The sequence below is a fragment of the uncultured Sphaerotilus sp. genome (assembly GCF_963924895.1).
Taxonomy (GTDB): Bacteria; Pseudomonadota; Gammaproteobacteria; order Burkholderiales; family Burkholderiaceae_C; genus Sphaerotilus.
In genome coordinates this window covers 111,809-129,624 of the sequence record NZ_CAWURG010000015.1, presented here as the reverse complement: position 1 = coordinate 129,624, position 17,816 = coordinate 111,809, and the positions used below count along the sequence as shown (strand labels likewise).

Here is a 17,816-nt window from a genome sequence, read left to right as displayed (position 1 = left end):
CGCGTCAGAGCTTCATCTCCAGCCGCAGCGCCCAGGAGGTGGTGCCCGGGTTGCTGGTCGTCGCCACCTGCCGCGTGTTCGCGGTGGTGACGGTCGCGCTGCTGACGTTGTCCAGCGGCAGCAGGTTGCTCACCGAGGCGCGCAGCTGCAGGTCGGGGCGGAAGGTCCACAGCGCATAGGCGTCGATCACGCGGCGGGTGTCCACCGTGTTGAGCTGGCTGTCGCTGAGCTGGATGGCGTACTCGGGCGTGAAGTTGAGGCTCGCCCCCAGCGTCAGCGGGAAGCCGCGCACCCGCCAGTCGCCGCCGAGGTTGGCGCTCCAGTCCGGCTGCTTGTCGAGGCGGTTGTCCGGTCCGGCGATGCGGTCGACCCGCGAGCGGAAGGCGCTCAGGTTGGCGCGCACTTCCAGCGGCGGCGCGTTCTCGGCCATCACCTCGCTCAGGCGCAGCTTGGCCTCCAGCTCCACACCGCGGGTCACCGCATTGCCGATGTTCTGCGGCCGTGACACCCAGCGCGAGACGCCGTTCACCGTCTCCAGCGTGGTCTGGTTGCGGATGAGCTGGTCGATGCGGCGCTCGAACACGCCGATGCTCAGCACGCCGCCGGCCGACAGGTAGTGCTCGAAGGCGAGATCCAGCCCGGTGGCCAGCTCGGGCTGGAGCTGCGGATTGCCGGCGCGGTCGGGGTTGGTTTCGAGGTTGGTGCCGGTGGCCTCGCTGCGGCGGGCGATCAGGTTGGTCAGCGTCGGGGCGCGGTAGCTGCGGGTCAGGCTCAGGCGCACCTGGTCCTTGCCACCCTCGATGGGCTTCCATGCCAGGTGCAGCAGCGGTGTCAGCACGCTGCTGCGGCTGCTGATGCGGCCATCGGCGGCGTCGCTGTCGGTGTCGATCGCCTCCCAGCGCAGGCCGCCCTGCAGCGACCACTGCGGCGTCACCGTCCACTCGTCCTGCGCCCAGAGCGCGCGGCGCAGCGTGTGGGCCTGCAAGGTGTCGCCGACCTCGCCATTGAGCGAGCGCACGCCGGTGGCGGTGGTCTCCAGCGTGGTCCGGTCGTCCTGGCGCTGGCTGTCCTCCAGCTCCCAGCCGAGCGAGACCTGGTGCGCGCCGTCGACCAGATTGCGGCTGAGCTTGCCGCCGGTGCTGAGGCTGCGGTCACGGCCGTCGCGGGTGTCGTCGACCTGGCGCAGCGTGGCACCCGCACCGTCGCGCTCGAAGCGCTGGCTGCTGCCGCTGTTGTGGCTCAGGCTGCCGCCGGCCTTGAGTTCGAGGCGCAGGTCACCGTCCAGCCGCGTGAGCCACTGCGCGCTGAGCCGGGCGAGCGAGAAGCGGCTCTGGCCGGTCTGGCTGGCGCTGACGAAGTCGGGGGTGCCGGTGGTCGCGTCGATGCCCTGGGTGTTCGTGCTGCGGGCCTGGGTGCTCATCACGAAGGGCATCAGCGCGAAGGACTCGCCCGCGCCCTGCCGCCACTGCAGGCGGCCGCCGAGGTGCACGGCCTCGCGCTGGCTGCTGTCTTCCGTGGTGCGGGTCTGGTCCAGCGTGGTCGTGTTGTCGGCCCGCCGGGTCTCGACGGCGCGGACGCTGCTGGAATCGTCGTTGCGGCCGCTGGAAGCGTGCGCCGACAGGTTGTAGCTGAAGTTGTCGATCTGGTCGGCGCGGGTCCAGCTGGCGCTGGGCTCCCAGTGGCCGTCGTCGTGGCCGAGGCGCAGGTGCACATTGTTCAGCCGCTGGCGCACCTCCTCGCGCAGCACGATGTTGATCGTGCCGGCGATGGCCTGTGCGCCCGTCTCGGCGCTCGGGCCGCGGGTGATCTCGATGCGCTCGACCTGGTCGGGGGTCAGCGCGTCGAGGGTCATGCCGTAGGGCATGCGCTCGCCGTTGAGCAGGATCTGCGTGTACCCACTGCCCAGGCCGCGCATCCGCACGTCGCCACCGCGCCCGGGCCGGCCGCCGCCCAGCGTCACGCCCGGCAGGCGCTTGAGCACGTCGGCGACGGTGGCGTCGCCCATGCGCTCGATCTCCTCGCGGCCGACCACCGTCTTGGCGGCGGTCGACTGCTGGCGCTGCACCGTGTCGGATGGGACCTTGCGGCGGATCTCGACCCGCTCCAGCGCCGCCGCCGGTGCGGCGGCGGGCGGATCGGCGGGCGGCGTGGCGGTCTGGGCTTGGACGACGCTGGCCAGCAGCAGCATCGGGAAGGGCAGGGGCAGGGCGGTGAGGGTGCGCATGGTCGGCATTGTCTCGCCGTTGCTGCACCCGGATGGGGCGCAGGGTCGAACCCGGACACGGTGTGCGAAAGGGCCGTTTAGACTCCCCGCCCATGACTGAAACCCTGCGTTCCCGCCCCGATCTCGCCGGCCGCCGCCTCGTGCTGGGCCTCACCGGCGGCATCGCCTGCTACAAAAGTGCCGAGCTGCTGCGGCTGCTGGTCAAGGCCGGTGCCGAGGTGCACGTCGCCATGACCGATGCTGCGCAGCGCTTCATCACCACCGAGACGATGCAGGCGCTGTCCGGCCACCCCGTCACCACCGACACCTGGGATGCCCGCGAACCCAACGGCATGCCCCACATCAACCTGACCCGCGGCGCCGACGCCGTGCTGATCGCCCCGGCCAGCGCCGACTTCCTCGCCAGACTCGCCCAGGGCCGCGCCGACGACCTGCTGAGCCTGACCTGTCTGGCGCGCCCGCTGGCCAGCGGCGCCGCCGACGCGCGCCCGGTGCCGCTGATCCTGGCCCCCGCCATGAACCGCGAGATGTGGTCCCACCCCGCCACGCAGCGCAACCTGGCGCAGGTGCAGGCGGACGGCGCGCTGGTGCTGGGCGTGGACGCCGGCGCGCAGGCCTGCGGCGAGATCGGCGATGGCCGGATGATCGAGGCCGCCGCGATCGTCGAGGACCTGATCGCCGCGCTCTCGCCCAAGCCTCTGGCAGGCAAGCGTGTGCTGATCACGGCCGGCCCAACCTTCGAGGCCATCGATCCGGTGCGCGGCATCACCAACCTGTCGAGCGGCAAGATGGGCTTCTCGCTGGCCCGCGCCGCCCGCGAGGCCGGCGCCGACGTGACGCTGGTCGCTGGTCCGGTGCACCTGGACACGCCACGCGGCGTGCGCCGCATCGACGTGCGCTCTGCGCAGCAGATGCACGACGCCGTGCTGCCGGCCGCCCCGCTGCACGACCTCTTCATCGCCACCGCCGCGGTGGCCGACTGGCGCCCGGCCAGCCTGTCCGCGCACAAGATCAAGAAGGACGGCAAGAAGATCGCGCCCAGCTTCGAACTCAGCGAGAACCCCGACATCCTCGCCGCCGTAGCGGCCCTGCCGGACCGGCCCTACTGCGTCGGCTTCGCGGCCGAGAGCGAGAAGCTCGAACACCACGCCCGCGAGAAGCTGCTGCGCAAGCGGGTGCCGCTGATCGTCGGCAACCTCGGCCCGGCCACCTTCGGCCGCGACGACAACGCGCTGCTGCTGGTCGATGCCGACGGCGCCCGCGCGCTGCCCGAGGACGGCAGCCGCTGCGACAAGCAGGAGCTGGCCCGCGCGCTCATGCAGGACATCGCCCGCCGGCTGGACCGGGCTGCCCTATAGTCGCGGCCGGCATCCCGCCTCTCGAATTCGGAGCCTCCCGTTGGACGCAAGCAACCCCTACGGCCTCGCCGCCCTCTGGTCCGGCTCGGACCTCGTCGCCAAGACCGTCCTGCTGATCCTCGTGGTCATGTCGGCCGGGAGCTGGTACCTGCTGGTCGTCAAGTGGCTGGAGCAGCAGCGCATGCTGACCCAGGCGAAGGCGACCGAGGCCTTCTGGACGGCCGCCAGCGTCGCGCAGGGCGTGGACACGCTCGCCACCGGCAGCCCCTTCCGCTTCATCGCGCAGGCCGGTGCGGATGCCTCGGTCAAGCACGCCGGCCTGCTCGGGCAGATCGACCTGAACACCTGGATCACGATGTCGATCCAGCGCGCCATCGAGCGGGTGCAGGGTCGGCTGCAGAACGGGCTGGCGTTCCTCGCCACCGTCGGTTCGACCGCGCCCTTCGTCGGCCTGTTCGGCACCGTCTGGGGCATCTACCACGCGCTCACCGCCATCGGTGTGGCGGGGCAGGCCAGCATCGACAAGGTGGCCGGGCCGGTGGGTGAGGCGCTGATCATGACCGCCATCGGTCTGGCGGTCGCCGTGCCGGCGGTGCTGGGCTACAACTGGCTGGTGCGGCGCAACAAGGCGGTGATGGACGAGGTGCGCGGCTTCGCGGCGGACCTGCACGCGGTGCTGCTGGCGCAGGCGTCGGCCGCCGCCAAGCACTGAGCATCGAGTACGGACATGGCGCTGCCACCCGGCCCGTTCGACGCCCCCGCGGGCGACGACGAGGTGATGGCCACCATCAACACGACGCCGCTGGTGGACGTGATGCTGGTGCTGCTGATCATCTTCCTGATCACGATCCCGGTCGTGACCACGTCGATCAAGGTCGATCTGCCGCAGGAGCGCCTGAACCCGCGCCAGAGCCAGCCGGAGAACATCGTGCTCTCGGTCGATGCGCAGGGGGTGGTCTACTGGTATGACACCCCGCTGCCGAATGCCGAGGCGCTGGTCGAGCGGCTGAAGAAGGTGTCGGTGCAGTCGCCGCAGCCCGAGGTCCACATCCGTGGCGACCGCACCGCCGTCTATGCGCCGGTCGGGCGGGTCGTGCTCGCGTGCCAGCGGGCCGGCATCGCGCGGGTCTCGTTCATCACCGAGCCGCCGGCGCTGCGCTGACCTGAACGCCATGCCAAGGAGACTGCGATGGCGATGAACCTCGGCCCCGGTGACGGACTCGGCCCCAACAGCGACCCCGAGCCGATCCTGGAGATCAACACCACGCCGCTGATCGACGTGATGCTGGTGCTGCTGGTGATGCTGATCATCACGATCCCGATCCAGCTGCACTCGACCGACCTGAACCTGCCGACCGGCAAACCGCCGGTCAACGCCGTGCCGCCCGAGGTGGTGAAGATCGACATCGATCCGGCCAACGTCGTGTACTGGCAGGGCGTGGCGCTGCCAGACCGCGCGGCGCTGGAAGACAAGCTGAAGGCCGCCGCTGCGCAGGATGTGCCGCCCGAGATCCACATCCGCCCGGACGCAAAATCGCGCTACGACACCTTCGCCGCGGTGATGGTGTCCGCGCAGAAGCTCGGGCTGCGCAAGCTCGGCGTGGTCGGCGGGGAGCAGTTCCAGTGAGGCCGGGCAGTCTGCCGGAATTCGATCCGAAAGCCGGATCACCGCGCTGGGTGGGCGTGGGCGTGGTGGTCGGGCTGCATGTGCTGGTGGGCTGGGCGCTGGTGTCCGGGCTGGCGCGCAAGGCGCTCGACGTGGTGCGCCCGCCGGTCGAGGTGGCGATCATCGACGAGGTCAAGCCGCCACCGCCCCCTCCGCCACCCCCTCCACCGCCGCCGCCGCCGCCGCCTGAGCCCCCCAAGGTCGTGAAGCTGCAGGACGCGCCGCCGCCCCCGCCGGCCCCCGCCCCCAAGGCCTACGTCCCACCGCCCGAGGTGACGCCCGCGCCGACACCGCCCGCCCCGGCCATCCAGGCGGTGCAGGCCGAGCCGCCGCCGAAGCAGGTCGAGATCAAGCCCCCACCGCCGCCCGCGCCACCGGCGCCACCGGCGCCACCCGCCCCGCCCATGCCTCCGGCACCACCGGCCCCGCCCGCCAAGGTCGAGGCCGCCGTGGCCTGCCCGGGGCACAAGGACTTTCTGGCGGGCGCACTCGAAGGCTCCTACGACCGGTACGGGGTCGAAGGCGTGGTGCGGGTGCGCATCCGGCTCCGGGGCAACCAGATCCTGGACGTCACGGCGCTGTCCGGGCCGCGGGAGTACTACCGGCTGGTCACCGCTGCGGTGCGCCGGATGAAGTGCCAGGTGCTCTCCGGCGACGAGGTTGAAGTGCCGCTAGAGATCAGCTTCCACGAGTAGGGCGCTCCAGGTGGATCAGGGCTTCCTGATGGTGACGCTGCCCGCGACGTTCTTCGTTGCGTCATAGCGCAGGTTGGTGCCGGTGATGCCGGTCACCCGGAACACGGTCTGCGCTGTCCTGGTGGTCAGCAGGCCGCTGGTGAGGCTGCACTTGCCGTTGGCGTTGGTGGTGCAGCGTGCCGCCGTGCCACCGACGGTGAAATCGCCCACCACCACTGCGCCGACCACCGGCAGCCCGCCCGCCGTCCGGACACCGACCGTCACGCTGGCCAGCCAGTAGCGCTCCATCTCGATGCCCTTGCCGCTCAGCGCGCCCACCGCCACGCTGGTCAGCGGGGTCGGCGGCGGCGTCGTGATGGCGCCGACGCCGGTGTAGGCCAGCAGGTTCGGCGAGCCGGTGCCAGGGTCGGTCACCGTGGCGGTGGTGGCGGCGGTCTGGATCAGGCTGGCGATCTGCGCCGGGGTGGCGGCGGGTGAGCCGGCCAGTGCCAGCGCGGCGAGTCCGGTGACGTGGGGCGCGGCCATCGAGGTGCCGCTGAGCACGGCGGACGCGGTGGTCGAGGCGATGCCGGCCGACGTGATCGCGTCGCCCGGTGCGTACAGGTCGAGGCAGGTGCCCCAGTTCGAGTAGGACGCGCGGGCGTCGAGGCTGGTCGTGGCGCCGACGGTGAGCGCGGTCGGTGCGCGGGCGGGCGAGGCGTTGCAGGCGTCCAGGCCGTCGTTGCCCGCGGCCACCACCATCGTGATGCCCGCGGTCACGGCGTTGGCCACCGCGGCGTCCAGCGCCGCCGACAGGCCGCCCACCAGCGACAGATTGCCCACGGCGGGCTTGACCGCGTTCGCCACCACCCAGTCGATGCCGGCGATCACGCCGGAGGCCGTTCCCGAACCTGCGCAGTCGAGCACGCGCACCGGCACCAGCCCCACGCCCTTGGCCATGCCCCAGGTGCTGCCGCCGACGGTGCCAGCGACGTGGGTGCCGTGGCCGTTGCAGTCGGTCGTGCCGTTGCCGTCGGTGATGGCGGTGAAGCCGGCACGCACCCGGCCGCCGAACTCGGTGTGGCTGGCGAGGATGCCGGTGTCGATGATGTAGGCGCTGATGCCGGCGGCGGTGGTGCTGTAGCGGTAGGTCGTGCTGAGCGGCAGGGCGCGCTGGTCGACGCGGTCCAGGCCCCAGGTCGCGCCGGGCTGGACGGTCTGCACGGTGGACATGGCCACGTCCGGCTCGACGCGGTCGACATCGGCATGGCCTTCGAGCGCGGCCAGGAAGGCGTCGGCGGCAGCGTCCGGCAACGAGACCGAGAAGCCCTGCAGTGCCTGGCGGTAGACGTGGCCGATCTGTCCGCCGCGGCCTTTCGTCAACTCGTCGGCCTTGCCTTTCGGATCGGCCACATGGTCGCGCAGCACGACGATGAAGGTCCGGCGACCGACCGCTGCACCAGCGGTTGCAGCAGCCGAGGCGCTCGCCGCCATGGGCTGGGCGGTGGGTGCGGTGGCGGTCTCCTGTCCCCCTCCGCAGGCAACCAGGGTCAGCGCGGCCCCGAGCGCGACCGGCAGCAGGCGACGCGACAGGGCGAGGGGCAAGGACGAACGGGACATGGACAACTCTCCGGATGCAGCAATCCGGGAAGCAAAGGCCTCCCGTGTGAATTTGCATCAATTTTTAACGAGTTGTAACTGAACTGCCTGAGTTTCCGATGAGCGGATCCACGCCGGCCGGCACCCAGCTGGCGGCCGGTTGCGGGTCGAACCGCGCGGCGAGCCACTGCGAGCCGCGCACCGAGAGGTGGTCGGGGTCGCGGTAGAGCACGTCGTCGCCCCGCCTGGCCGGGCAGAGCCGGTCGTCGCAGAGCAGCCGGGGCAGGTCCCAGACCTCGATCGCCGGGAACTGGCGCAGCACCTCGGCGGTGACCTGGAGGTAACGCTGTGCGCGGTTCCGGTAGACGCTGACCAGCAGGCCGCAGTTCGCGGGGGCCGGCTGCTGGCGCACGCAGGCCCGCGGTTCCATGGCCATCTCCGGGCTGTCGATCACCAGGATCACCCGCTTGCCGGCGCGCTGCAGGGCGGTGAGCGTGGCGGTCATCGCCTGCCGGTAGGCGGTGAGGTTGTCGGCGGCTGGCACGCCGTGGTCGAGCACCAGCCGGACGCGGGTCTGGGGTTCGCGGGCCAGCTCGAAGTCGGTCGGCAGGCCCGAGACGTAGAACGGCCCACGGTGGGCGAGGATCACCGTGTGGATCGAGGACGACTGCATCACATGGTCCAGGGCGTCGTCGATCACCACCGAGCACGCCTTGGTGTCGACTGCCCAGCGGATGTCGAGGCCCAGGAAGGGTGCGCAGGCCGAGGCCCCGAGCAGCAGCAGCGACTGCCCGGTGGTGGTGGCGCGCTCCGACAGGCCGGGGTAGAGCTGCAGCGCGTGGCTGTCGCCGAGCAGGGCGACCTCGGGCGGGGTGGGCAGGTTCTGGTTGCAGTAGGTCTGGACGCCGCGCACCGTCGGGCTCCGGCTCTGGCAGAGCACGGCGCTGGCCGACCAGGTCCAGCGGGGTACGTCCCAGTCGAACTGCGCGATCAGCGGATTGAGCGCCGTGGTGCGGGCCGGCAGTCCGTCCTGCCGGACGATCAGCAGGCCGCACAAGCCGGTGGTCGCCATCAGGCCGACGAGGATCCACGGCACCGCCACCGACCGCGTGGGGCGGATGCGCCGCTCCAGCAGCGTCCAGGTGAGTGCCGCCAGCAGCAGGCTCGCCAGCACGAGCGCGCCGCGCATCGCCGGCGTGGGCGGGCCGGACGCGGCCACCGTGGCCAGCGAGAGCAGCGGCCAGTGCCAGAGGTAGAACGGGTAGCTGATCAGCCCGAGACCGACCATCGGCGGATTGGCCAGGAGGTGCCGGCTGACCAGGTTGTCCGGCGCGGCCAGCAGCAGCGCCATCGTGCCCAGTACGGGCATCAGCAAGACCACGCTGCTCGCCCGCTGCGGGCCGATCCACGCCGCGCTGCCCGCGAGGAAGGCCAGACCGAGTGCGGCCTGCACGGCACCGCCGCGCCGGTAGTGCTGCGGCATCGCGGCGGCCCAGGCCCCGGCCAGCAGCTCCCACGCCCGCGCCTGTGGCAGGAAGAAGGTGGCCGCCATGTCCAGCCGGGCCGAGACCAGCATCGCAGCCAGCGAGATGAGCGTCAGACCAGCCACCACCGGCAGGACGCGCATGCGCAAACGGTGCAGGCCCAGCAGCAGCAGCGGCCAGACGAGGTAGAACTGCTCCTCGATGCTCAGTGACCAGAGGTGGAGCAGGGGCTTGAGCTGGGCGGCGGTGTCGAAGTAGCCGGTCGCGCGGGCGAGGTCGAAGTTGAGCAGGAAGACCGCCGCGGCCGCGGCCTGCTCCCCGAGCGCCCGGTACTCGCCCGGCCAGAGCAGCCACGCACCCAGCCCCAGCGTGGTGGCGATCACCAGCAGCAGCGCCGGGAAGATGCGCTGGATCCGCCGCCGGTAGAAGGCGGGCAGGCTGAAATTTCCCTCGTCCAGCGAGCGCCAGATGATCTGGCTGATCAGGTAGCCGGAGAGGACAAAGAAGAGATCGACCCCGAGATAGCCCCCGGGCAGCCAGCCAGGCTCGGCGTGGTGGACCACGACCAGCAGCACCGCGATGGCGCGCAGGCCGTCGAGGTCGGGGCGGTGGCTGGGTGGAGTGGGGCGCATGGGTGGAGCAGGAGTTCAAGCAGTCTGCCGCGATTGTTGCGCTGCAGCATTACGTGACGCTGGAAGAACTTGCCACCAGACTGACAACCTTGCCGGCCTGTTTTAACAGATCAAAAGAAAAAAAGCGGCCCCAGAGGGCCGCTTCGTCTGCAATGTACACGGGGCGCACCCGGCACTGGCGTCGATCAGACGCGCTTGCGGTACTCGTGCGTGCGGGTGTCGATTTCGATCTTGTCGCCCTGGGCGACGAAGGCCGGCACCTGGATCTCGAAGTCGGTGGAGATCTTGGCGGGCTTCAGGACCTTGCCCGAGGTGTCGCCCTTGACGGCCGGCTCGGTCCAGGTGACTTCGCGGACCAGCGAGGTCGGCAGTTCGACCGAGATGGCCTTGCCGTCGTAGAACACCACTTCGACGGGCATCGCGTCTTCGAGGTAGCTCAGCGCGTCGCCCATGTTCTCGGCTTCGACTTCGTACTGGTTGTAGTCGCCGTCCATGAACACGTAGAGCGGGTCGGCGAAGTAGGAGTAGGTGCAGTCCTTCTTGTCGAGGATGACCTGGTCCATCTTGTCGTCGGCCTTGAAGACAACTTCGGTGCCGGAGTTGTTCAGCAGGCTCTTGAGCTTCATGCGCACGGTGGCGCTGTTGCGGCCGCCGCGGCTGTACTCGGTGCGCAGCACGACCATCGGGGCGGTGCCTTGCATGATCACGTTGCCGGCGCGGATTTCCTGGGCGATCTTCATGGGTGAGTTTCCGTTGGAGACCGAGGTCCCGGCGGGAGGACTCGGTGTCTGTCTTGAGAGGGCGGTGAGCAAGCCGCCACACCGCAAAGCCCTCGATTCTAGCCCAGCCCGTCTGCGCGCTGGCGTGCGGCCCAGGTGAGCAGGCTGCTGACGAGGTCTGGCTGTCCGGCCCAGCGCTGCTGGCGCGCGGCGGTGTCGGCGCTCCAGGCCACTTGCAGTGCGGGCCACAGCGCCGTCCACACCCGCGGCAGGTCGGCCGGCTCGCCGACGCCGTTCCACAGCCCGGCCATCGCGCGCAGCGGGGCGGCGAGCGCGGGCGGCGTCTGGTCCAGCGCCACGTCCAGGAAGGCGGCGAGCTTGTCGGCGTGCACGCCATCCTCCTGCGGATAGAGCTGCCACAGCAGCGGCCGGCCCGCCCAGAGCGCGCGCACCAGGCTGTCCTCGCCGCGCACGAGGTTGAGGTCGCTGGCCCAGAGCAGGCGGTCGAACTCGACCTGCGTGACGTGTGGCAGGAAGTGCAGCCGCAGCGAGCCCACCACCGGGCCGGGGCCGGACGCGCCGCGCTGGTGCAGCCACGCGCGCACCTGCTGCGCGCTGAAGCCGGGCGTCACCAGCAGCGTGGTGCGCACGCGCCGGTCGTCGCGCGCCTGCGGCGCATCGGCGAGCAGGTCGAGCCAGGCCGGTAGCAGCGGCTGGGTGTAGCCGAACAGCAGCATCAGGGCGTGCTCGGGATGGTCGTCGGCGCCGAGGTGGATGCCCAGGCGCGCGAGTGTCGTCGCCCGGTGGTGGGCGTCGCGGCGGGCGAGCAGGCCGGGCTCGCGCAGCAGGCCGCCGGTGGCGGGCGTGAAGCCGGGGAAGAAGAACCACTTGCTCAGACCGCGTCCCGGCCCGCTCCACTGCGGCGAGGCCAGCCCGTGCAGGCTCTCGACGTGCGGCTCGGCGCTGAGGTATTCGAGGTTGATCCACAGCGGCGCCGGGCCGGTCTCGGCGGCGGCGACCATGCGGGTGACGTAGGCGGCGGGCGGGTCACAGCCGAAGGCCTCGATGACGACATCAGCCGGCGCCTCGTCCGCCAGCGGGTCGCGCCACGGCAGTACCCGCACGCCCGGCGCGCCGTCCGGCGCCATCCAGGCCAGGGCGCTGGCATCGTCCACCCAGAGCCGCACCTGTGCGCCACGTCCGGCGAGGTCACGCGCCAGGCGCCAGCAGACGCCCAGATCGCCGTGGTTGTCGATGACGCGGCAGAACACGTCCCAGCGCTGCAGCGCCGGCGGGACCGTGAGAACGGGCGAAACAGCGGGGGTGGTGTTCGCGGGGATGTCGGTGGTCATCGCGGAATTATCCGCGGCGGCACAATCGCCGACCATGACGCGCCGCCTGACCCCCGACGAGGCCGAAGCCCTCCTGATCCCCGACCCCGTGCTGGAAACGCCGGCCGCCGCCGCCCGCGAGCGCCTGCTGGTCGAGGTCGCCGCATTGCCGGCGCTGCCCGGCGTCTACCGCTACTTCGACGCCGAGGGCGGCCTGCTCTACGTCGGCAAGGCCAAGCACCTGAAAAAGCGCGTCAGCAGCTATTTCCAGAAGGACCACGGCGGCACCCGCATCGGCCACATGGTCAGCAAGATCGTGCGGATGGAGACGACGGTGGTGCGCTCCGAGGCCGAGGCGCTGCTGCTGGAAAACAACCTCATCAAGTCGCTGAACCCGCGGTTCAACATCCTGTTCCGCGACGACAAGAGCTACCCCTACCTGAAGTTCGTCACCCACGAGTTCCCCCGCGTCGTCTATTTCCGCGGGGCCGTCGACCGACGTCATCGCTACTTCGGCCCCTACCCGAGCGCCTGGGCGGTGAAGGAGGGCATCCAGCTGATGCAGAAGGTCTTCCTGCTGCGCACCTGCGAGGACACGGTCTTCAACAACCGCACCCGGCCCTGCCTGCTGCACCAGATCCACCGCTGCTCGGCGCCGTGTGTCGACCTGATCAGCCGCGAGGACTACGCCGCGGACGTGCGCAACGCGGTGCGCTTCCTCAGCGGCGAGACGCAGGAAGTGCTCGACGGGCTGCAGGCGCAGATGATGGCGGCCGCCGAGGCCTTCGACTACGAGAAGGCCGCCGAGCTGCGCGACCAGATCGCCACGCTGTCCAAGGTGCTACAGCAGCAGTCCGTGTTCACGCAGGAGGACCGCGACACCGACATCCTGGCCGTGAAGGTGCAGGGCGGGCGGGCCTGCGTGAACCTGGCGATGGTGCGCGGCGGGCGGCACCTGGGCGACCGGGCCTACTTTCCGGCGCACGTCGAAGATGCCGTGGCGGTCGACGTTGGCGAAGAAGCGCTGGACGGGGCGGAAAGTACCGACGAGGTGCTGCCGATCGAGGTCCGCGTGCTCGAAGCCTTCATCGGGCAGCACTACCTGGGCGCCGACTGCCCGCCGGTGCTGGTGACCAGCCACGCCGTCTCGCGCGACCTGATCGCCGTGCTGACCGACCACCGCGGCCACAAGGTCAGCGCGCAGCACCAGCCCCGCGAGAACCGTCGCGCCTGGCTCGACATGGCGGTCAAGGGTGCCGAGCTGGCGCTGGCGCGGCTGCTGTCCGAGGAAGGTTCGCAGCAGGCGCGCACGCGGGCGCTGGTCGAGGCGCTGGACCTCGCGCCGGAAGGCATGGACAGCGGGCTGGAAGGTCTGCGCATCGAGTGCTTCGACATCAGCCACACGGCGGGCGAGGCGACGCAGGCCTCGTGCGTGGTCTTCGAGGGCCACAAGATGCAGTCCGGCCAGTACCGCCGCTACAACATCACCGGCATCACCGGCGGTGACGACTACGCCGCGATGCGCCAGGTGCTCACGCGCCGCTACGCCAAGCTGGTCGACGCGGTGCAGCAGGGCACGGGGCGCTTGCCGGACCTCGTGCTGGTCGATGGCGGACGCGGCCAGATCAGCGTGGCGCGCGAGGTGTTCACGACGCTGGGGCTGAACCTGTCGCTGCTGGTCGGCGTGGAAAAGGGCGAGGGCCGCAAGGTCGGGCTGGAGGAACTCGTCTTCGCGGACGGGCGCGAGAAGGTCTACCTCGGGCACGACTCGGCCGCGCTGATGCTGGTGGCGCAGATCCGCGACGAGGCGCACCGCTTCGCCATCACCGGGATGCGGGCCAAACGGGCCTCGGTGCGCACGGGCGGCAGCCGGCTGGAGGACATTGCGGGCGTCGGGCCGAAGAAGCGCGCACGGCTGCTGCAGCGCTTTGGTGGCGTGCGCGGCGTGGCGGCGGCGTCGGTGGAGGATCTGACCGGGGTCGAGGGCATCTCGCCGGAACTGGCGGAAGAGATCTACCGGGCCCTGCGTTGAGGGCCGCGTCCGGGGGTTGAAAACGCGCCGTTTCGTTACACCATGCACAATGCGTGCATGTTCTGGACCCTTCCCACGCTGCTCACCTGGGCGCGCATCGTCGCCATCCCGCTGATCGTCGGCATCTACGAGTTGCCGATCGACATGCCGACGCGCAACCTGATGGCGACCGTGCTCTTCGTCGTGGTGGCGCTGACCGACTGGCTCGACGGCTGGCTGGCACGCAAGCTGAACCAGACCTCGTCCTTCGGCGCCTTCCTGGATCCAGTGGCCGACAAGTTCCTGGTGTGCGCGGCGCTGCTCATCCTGCTGCAGCTCGACCGGGTGAGCGCCCTGGTGGCGCTGGTCATCATCGGCCGCGAGATCGCCATCTCGGCGCTGCGCGAGTGGATGGCGCAGATCGGTGCCTCGCGCAGCGTGGCGGTCCACATGATCGGCAAGCTCAAGACGACGGCGCAGATGGTGGCGATTCCCTTCCTGCTGTACGACGGCCGCCTGTTCGGCGTGGTGCCGACACGGCTGTGCGGCACGGTGCTGATCCTGATCGCCGCGGTGCTGACCGTCTGGTCGATGGTGTACTACCTGCAGAAGGCGCTGCCCGAGATCCGTGCCAAGGCGCGCTGAAACTCGGCGCCGGACGCCTCTTCTAGAATCCGCATCCTTCCAGACAGGCACCAGGGGTTCCGCGTGAACAAGACCGAACTGATCGAGCACATCGCGCTGCAGGCCGACATCTCCAAGGCGGCCGCGGCCCGTGCGGTCGACGCCATGATCGCCGGCGTGTCGCAGTCGCTGAAAAAAGGCGAGCCGGTCTCGCTGGTCGGATTCGGCACCTTCGTGGTGTCCAGCCGCGCCGCCCGCGAGGGCCGCAACCCGCGCACCGGGGCGCCGGTCCACATTCGCGCCGCGCGCATTCCCCGGTTTCGGCCCGGCAAGGTGTTGCTCGACGCGCTGAGCTGATACAGTCATGGTCTTGCCGGACGGCACCCGGGTGCTTAGCTCAGTTGGTAGAGCGGCGCCCTTACAAGGCGTAGGTCGGGGGTTCGAGCCCCTCAGCACCCACCACACGGGTTGTCCGTATCCAGGCGAGTCGCGATCTTTTCTCTTCAAAGGCGAACCCTGGTTCGCCTTTGTCGTGTCTGGCGCTGCGGCTTGCAGCGCTCCCTAGGAAGCTCAGATGTTCGATTTTTTCCGTCGCCATACCCGCGTCCTGCAGTTCCTGCTCCTGCTGCTGATCGTGCCGTCCTTCGTGGTGTTCGGCATCCAGGGCTATGACAAGTTCTCCGAAGGCAAGGACGAGGTCGCCAAGGTCGATGGCCAAGGGATCACCCGCGGCGAATGGGACCAGGCGCACCGTGCCCAGGTGGAGCGCCTGCGCGCGCAGATGCCCAACGTCGACGTCAAGCAGTTCGACACGCCCGCGGTCCGCCAGCGTGTGCTGGACGATCTGGTGCGCCAGCGCGTGCTGTTCGCGGCCTCGCGGGATCTGCATCTGATCCCGACCGACGAGCGCCTGAAGCGCCTGTTCGAGACCGATCCGCAGTTCGCCGGTTTCCGCAATGCCGACGGCACGGTCCGCAAGGAACTGCTGGCCGCGCAGGGCATGAACTCGCAGCAGTTCGCCGCCCGCCTGAGCCAGGACATGGCGCTCAACCAGGTCCTGACGGGCGTGGGTGGCACGGCGCTGGCGCCGAATGCCGTGGCCCGCGCGGCCGTGGACGCGTTCTACCAGCGCCGCGACGTGCGCGTGCAGACCTTCGCGGCCAAGGACTACCTGCCCAAGGTGCAGGCCAGCGACGCCGATCTGCAAGCCTATTACGACGACCCGGCCCACGCCGCCCGCCTGCTGTCGCCGGAGTCGGTCAGCTTCGAGTACCTGGTGCTCGACCTGCCGACGGTGGCCCGCGGCATCAGCGTGCCGGAAGACGACCTGCGCAAGTACTACACCGAAAACGCGACCCGCTACGAGCAGCCGCAGGAGCGGCGCGCCCGCCACATCCTGATCAAGGCCGAAGCCGGCGCCTCCGCCGACGTGAAGGCCAAGGCGAAGGCCCGTGCCGATGCCCTGCTGGCCGACGTGCGCAAGAACCCGGCCGGCTTCGCCGACATCGCGCGTGCCAGCTCCGAAGATCCGGGTTCTGCCAAGCAGGGCGGCGATCTGGACTGGTTCGGCCGTGGCGCGATGGTCAAGGCCTTCGAGGACGTGGCGTTCACGCTGAAGAAGGGCGAGATCAGCGGCGTGGTGGCGAGCGATTTCGGCTTCCACATCCTCCAGCTCGAAGACCTGCGTGGTGGTGACAAGCGCAGTTTCGAGTCGGTGAAGGCCGAGATCGAGGCCGAGGTGCGCAAGTCGCTGGCGCAGAAGCGCTATGCGGAAGTCGCCGAGCAGTTCTCGAACCTCGTCGAACAGGAAGACACCCTGCAGCCGGTGGCCGACAAGCTCAAGCTGACCGTGCAGCGCGCCGAGCGTTTCACGCGCACCTTCAAGGCCGAAGCGGGCAGCGTGCTGGCCAATCCGAAGGTGGTCGAAGCGGCCTTCCTGCCGGACAACCTGCGCAACAAGCGCAATGCGCTGGCGGTGGAGATCGGCGCGAACCAGCTGATGTCGCTGCGCATCACCGAACACCTGCCGGCGCGCAAGCAGGCGCTCGCCGAAGTGCGCGAGCAGGTCAAGTCGGGGGTGCTGCAGGCCAAGTCGGCCAAGGCCGCGCGTGACGAGGGCGCGGCCAAGCTGGCGCAGTGGAAGACGCAGCCCGCGGCCGCCGGCACGCTGCCGGCGGCGGTCACGCTGTCGCGCGTCAAGACGCAGAACCTGCCGCGTGCGGTGGTCGAGGCCGTGCTCAAGGCCAAGGCCGACGCGCTGCCGGCCTGGGTGGGTGTCGACCTCGGCGACGAGGGCTATGCCGTGGCCGTGATCGAGAAGGTGCTGCCCGCCGACATGGCCGACACCGGCTCGCTCGACAAGGCGCGCGAGCAGTACACCCAGCTGTGGTCACAGGCCGAGAGCGAGGCCTACTACGCCGCGCTGCGCAAGCGCTACAAGGCCGTGGTGCTGGACAGCGCCAAGGCGGTGACGTCGGCGGAAGAGGCGGCGCCTTCCACGGCGGCGTCCAAGTGATTGGTGTCGATCAGAACGGCGCATCAAATAAATGCGCTGAATCACTGGTGCTGACGTGAATTTCTGATCTATAATTTCTTTCTCTGCGGTGGCTATAGCTCAGTTGGTAGAGTCCCAGATTGTGATTCTGGTTGTCGTGGGTTCGAGTCCCATTAGCCACCCCACCAAACGCAGATAAAAAGCCAGACTGGCAACAGTCTGGCTTTTTTCTTGGCCGCTCAGAAGTCGGCCTGCCGCCCCACCTGCAGTCCTTCTTCCGGCGAACTGGCCAGGGCGAGCTTGCGGTAGACCACGCGAACGTGGTCGTTGACGGCCTGCCACTTGATGCCCATCAGGCGTGCGATTTCCTTGACCGTGTAGCCCTTGCTCAGGTAGGTCAGCACTTCGTTTTCGCGCGTGCTCAGGCTGTCGGCCGAGCCGCTGCTGTCCAGCGCGCCGTGGCCGCTGTCGAGCGGCGCCAGCCGGCTGTCGTGCTGCCGGAACTGTCCGAGCATGCGCCGGGCCATGGCTGGCGACAGGGGTGGCTGGCCGCGCACGATGCGCTGCAGCTCCTCCACCAGCACTTCGAAGCGGTCTTCCTTGAGCAGATAGCCGTTCGCGCCGCAGAGCAGGGCGGGGAAGAGGTGCTCGTCGTCGGAGTGCAGCGTGGTGGCGATCTTGATCGCGGGGTAGTCCGCCAGCTGGGCCAGCAGCTCCAGCCCGGCGCTGTCCGGCTGCTCCAGATCGCACAGGATCAGGCGGAAGCCGTCGGCCGATGCGTGGGCGTGCTCTCCGGGGCCGATGCCGAGCCACCGGCGTGCCGAGTCCAGGTCGGTGGCCTCGCTGAAGCGGATCTCGTCGCTGAAACTTTCCCGGACGACGCGGGTCAGGAAGCTGCGGGCGACGGCGTTGTCTTCAACGATCAGCACGCGGATGGACATGAATGGAATCCTTGACTGGGGTCACGATGGCACGGTGCCCGATTATCAGCGCTGCGCTG

At 69.9% G+C, this 17,816-nt stretch carries 15 protein-coding genes and 2 tRNA genes; 11 read left to right on the top strand and 6 right to left on the bottom strand.

Going from position 1 to position 17,816, the window contains the following annotated elements:
• Window positions 1-4: 4 nt before the first annotated feature.
• Window positions 5-2,224, bottom strand: a complete 2,220-nt coding sequence (locus tag AABN02_RS06620) for a TonB-dependent receptor (protein WP_338414127.1) — start codon at window positions 2,222-2,224, stop codon at window positions 5-7.
• A 92-nt stretch (window positions 2,225-2,316) separates the two neighbouring features.
• Between AABN02_RS06620 and coaBC the strand changes: the two genes are divergently transcribed.
• From coaBC to AABN02_RS06595, 5 genes are read left to right on the top strand one after another with little or no spacing between them, the layout of a single operon-like run.
• The gene (gene coaBC, locus AABN02_RS06615) at window positions 2,317-3,582 is read left to right on the top strand and encodes a bifunctional phosphopantothenoylcysteine decarboxylase/phosphopantothenate--cysteine ligase CoaBC (RefSeq protein WP_338414126.1); all 1,266 of its coding nucleotides are present in this window, start codon (window positions 2,317-2,319) and stop codon (window positions 3,580-3,582) included.
• 25 nt (window positions 3,583-3,607) lie between these two features.
• Complete coding sequence (locus AABN02_RS06610) at window positions 3,608-4,294, top strand: MotA/TolQ/ExbB proton channel family protein (protein ID WP_338414192.1); 687 nt, start codon at window positions 3,608-3,610, stop codon at window positions 4,292-4,294.
• A gap of 15 nt (window positions 4,295-4,309) precedes the next feature.
• On the top strand, window positions 4,310-4,744 hold the full coding sequence (locus tag AABN02_RS06605; protein ID WP_338414125.1) for a biopolymer transporter ExbD: 435 nt from the start codon (window positions 4,310-4,312) through the stop codon (window positions 4,742-4,744).
• Window positions 4,745-4,771: 27 nt separating this feature from the next.
• Window positions 4,772-5,209: a biopolymer transporter ExbD gene (locus tag AABN02_RS06600; RefSeq protein WP_338414124.1), complete on the top strand. Its 438-nt coding sequence runs from the start codon at window positions 4,772-4,774 to the stop codon at window positions 5,207-5,209.
• Window positions 5,206-5,943, top strand: a complete 738-nt coding sequence (locus tag AABN02_RS06595; protein WP_338414123.1) for an energy transducer TonB — start codon at window positions 5,206-5,208, stop codon at window positions 5,941-5,943. The genes AABN02_RS06600 and AABN02_RS06595 overlap by 4 nt, the downstream gene beginning before the upstream one ends.
• A gap of 15 nt (window positions 5,944-5,958) precedes the next feature.
• On the opposite strand, the gene AABN02_RS06590 is transcribed toward AABN02_RS06595, so the two are convergent.
• From AABN02_RS06590 to earP, 4 genes are all read right to left on the bottom strand, one after another.
• On the bottom strand, window positions 5,959-7,542 hold the full coding sequence (locus tag AABN02_RS06590; RefSeq protein WP_338414122.1) for a S8 family serine peptidase: 1,584 nt from the start codon (window positions 7,540-7,542) through the stop codon (window positions 5,959-5,961).
• Window positions 7,543-7,606: 64 nt separating this feature from the next.
• A complete protein-coding gene (locus tag AABN02_RS06585) occupies window positions 7,607-9,637 on the bottom strand; it encodes an acyltransferase family protein (protein ID WP_338414121.1) in 2,031 nt (676 codons plus the stop codon).
• A gap of 185 nt (window positions 9,638-9,822) precedes the next feature.
• Window positions 9,823-10,377 (bottom strand): elongation factor P, encoded by a 555-nt coding sequence (gene efp, locus AABN02_RS06580; protein ID WP_179635894.1) that lies wholly within the window; start codon window positions 10,375-10,377, stop codon window positions 9,823-9,825.
• A gap of 98 nt (window positions 10,378-10,475) precedes the next feature.
• Complete coding sequence (gene earP / locus AABN02_RS06575; RefSeq protein WP_338414120.1) at window positions 10,476-11,708, bottom strand: elongation factor P maturation arginine rhamnosyltransferase EarP; 1,233 nt, start codon at window positions 11,706-11,708, stop codon at window positions 10,476-10,478.
• Between the two features lie 34 nt (window positions 11,709-11,742).
• Between earP and uvrC the strand changes: the two genes are divergently transcribed.
• The 6 genes from uvrC (at window position 11,743) to AABN02_RS06545 (ending at window position 17,001) form a co-directional block, all read left to right on the top strand.
• On the top strand, window positions 11,743-13,719 hold the full coding sequence (uvrC, locus tag AABN02_RS06570; protein ID WP_338414119.1) for an excinuclease ABC subunit UvrC: 1,977 nt from the start codon (window positions 11,743-11,745) through the stop codon (window positions 13,717-13,719).
• A 57-nt stretch (window positions 13,720-13,776) separates the two neighbouring features.
• On the top strand, window positions 13,777-14,343 hold the full coding sequence (gene pgsA, locus AABN02_RS06565; RefSeq protein WP_338414118.1) for a CDP-diacylglycerol--glycerol-3-phosphate 3-phosphatidyltransferase: 567 nt from the start codon (window positions 13,777-13,779) through the stop codon (window positions 14,341-14,343).
• Between the two features lie 63 nt (window positions 14,344-14,406).
• Complete coding sequence (locus AABN02_RS06560; protein WP_338414117.1) at window positions 14,407-14,679, top strand: HU family DNA-binding protein; 273 nt, start codon at window positions 14,407-14,409, stop codon at window positions 14,677-14,679.
• A 29-nt stretch (window positions 14,680-14,708) separates the two neighbouring features.
• A tRNA-Val gene (locus tag AABN02_RS06555) sits at window positions 14,709-14,784 on the top strand.
• A gap of 112 nt (window positions 14,785-14,896) precedes the next feature.
• Window positions 14,897-16,837, top strand: coding sequence for a SurA N-terminal domain-containing protein (locus AABN02_RS06550; RefSeq protein ID WP_338414116.1), 1,941 nt, complete (start codon window positions 14,897-14,899; stop codon window positions 16,835-16,837).
• Window positions 16,838-16,925: 88 nt separating this feature from the next.
• Window positions 16,926-17,001 (top strand) — tRNA-His (locus AABN02_RS06545).
• 54 nt (window positions 17,002-17,055) lie between these two features.
• On the opposite strand, the gene AABN02_RS06540 is transcribed toward AABN02_RS06545, so the two are convergent.
• Window positions 17,056-17,757 (bottom strand): response regulator transcription factor, encoded by a 702-nt coding sequence (locus tag AABN02_RS06540; protein ID WP_338414115.1) that lies wholly within the window; start codon window positions 17,755-17,757, stop codon window positions 17,056-17,058.
• Window positions 17,758-17,816: the final 59 nt, after the last annotated feature.

What these genes read in the sequence shown, in the direction of transcription:
- AABN02_RS06620 (WP_338414127.1), bottom strand. Translation starts at nt 2,224, where the DNA reads ATGCGCACCCTCACCGCCCTGCCCCTGCCCTTCCCGATGCTGCTGCTG.
- coaBC (WP_338414126.1), top strand. Translation starts at nt 2,317, where the DNA reads ATGACTGAAACCCTGCGTTCCCGCCCCGATCTCGCCGGCCGCCGCCTC.
- AABN02_RS06605 (WP_338414125.1), top strand. Translation starts at nt 4,310, where the DNA reads ATGGCGCTGCCACCCGGCCCGTTCGACGCCCCCGCGGGCGACGACGAG.
- AABN02_RS06600 (WP_338414124.1), top strand. Translation starts at nt 4,772, where the DNA reads ATGGCGATGAACCTCGGCCCCGGTGACGGACTCGGCCCCAACAGCGAC.
- AABN02_RS06590 (WP_338414122.1), bottom strand. Translation starts at nt 7,542, where the DNA reads ATGTCCCGTTCGTCCTTGCCCCTCGCCCTGTCGCGTCGCCTGCTGCCG.
- AABN02_RS06585 (WP_338414121.1), bottom strand. Translation starts at nt 9,637, where the DNA reads ATGCGCCCCACTCCACCCAGCCACCGCCCCGACCTCGACGGCCTGCGC.
- efp (WP_179635894.1), bottom strand. Translation starts at nt 10,377, where the DNA reads ATGAAGATCGCCCAGGAAATCCGCGCCGGCAACGTGATCATGCAAGGC.
- earP (WP_338414120.1), bottom strand. Translation starts at nt 11,708, where the DNA reads ATGACCACCGACATCCCCGCGAACACCACCCCCGCTGTTTCGCCCGTT.
- uvrC (WP_338414119.1), top strand. Translation starts at nt 11,743, where the DNA reads ATGACGCGCCGCCTGACCCCCGACGAGGCCGAAGCCCTCCTGATCCCC.
- pgsA (WP_338414118.1), top strand. Translation starts at nt 13,777, where the DNA reads ATGTTCTGGACCCTTCCCACGCTGCTCACCTGGGCGCGCATCGTCGCC.
- AABN02_RS06550 (WP_338414116.1), top strand. Translation starts at nt 14,897, where the DNA reads ATGTTCGATTTTTTCCGTCGCCATACCCGCGTCCTGCAGTTCCTGCTC.
- AABN02_RS06540 (WP_338414115.1), bottom strand. Translation starts at nt 17,757, where the DNA reads ATGTCCATCCGCGTGCTGATCGTTGAAGACAACGCCGTCGCCCGCAGC.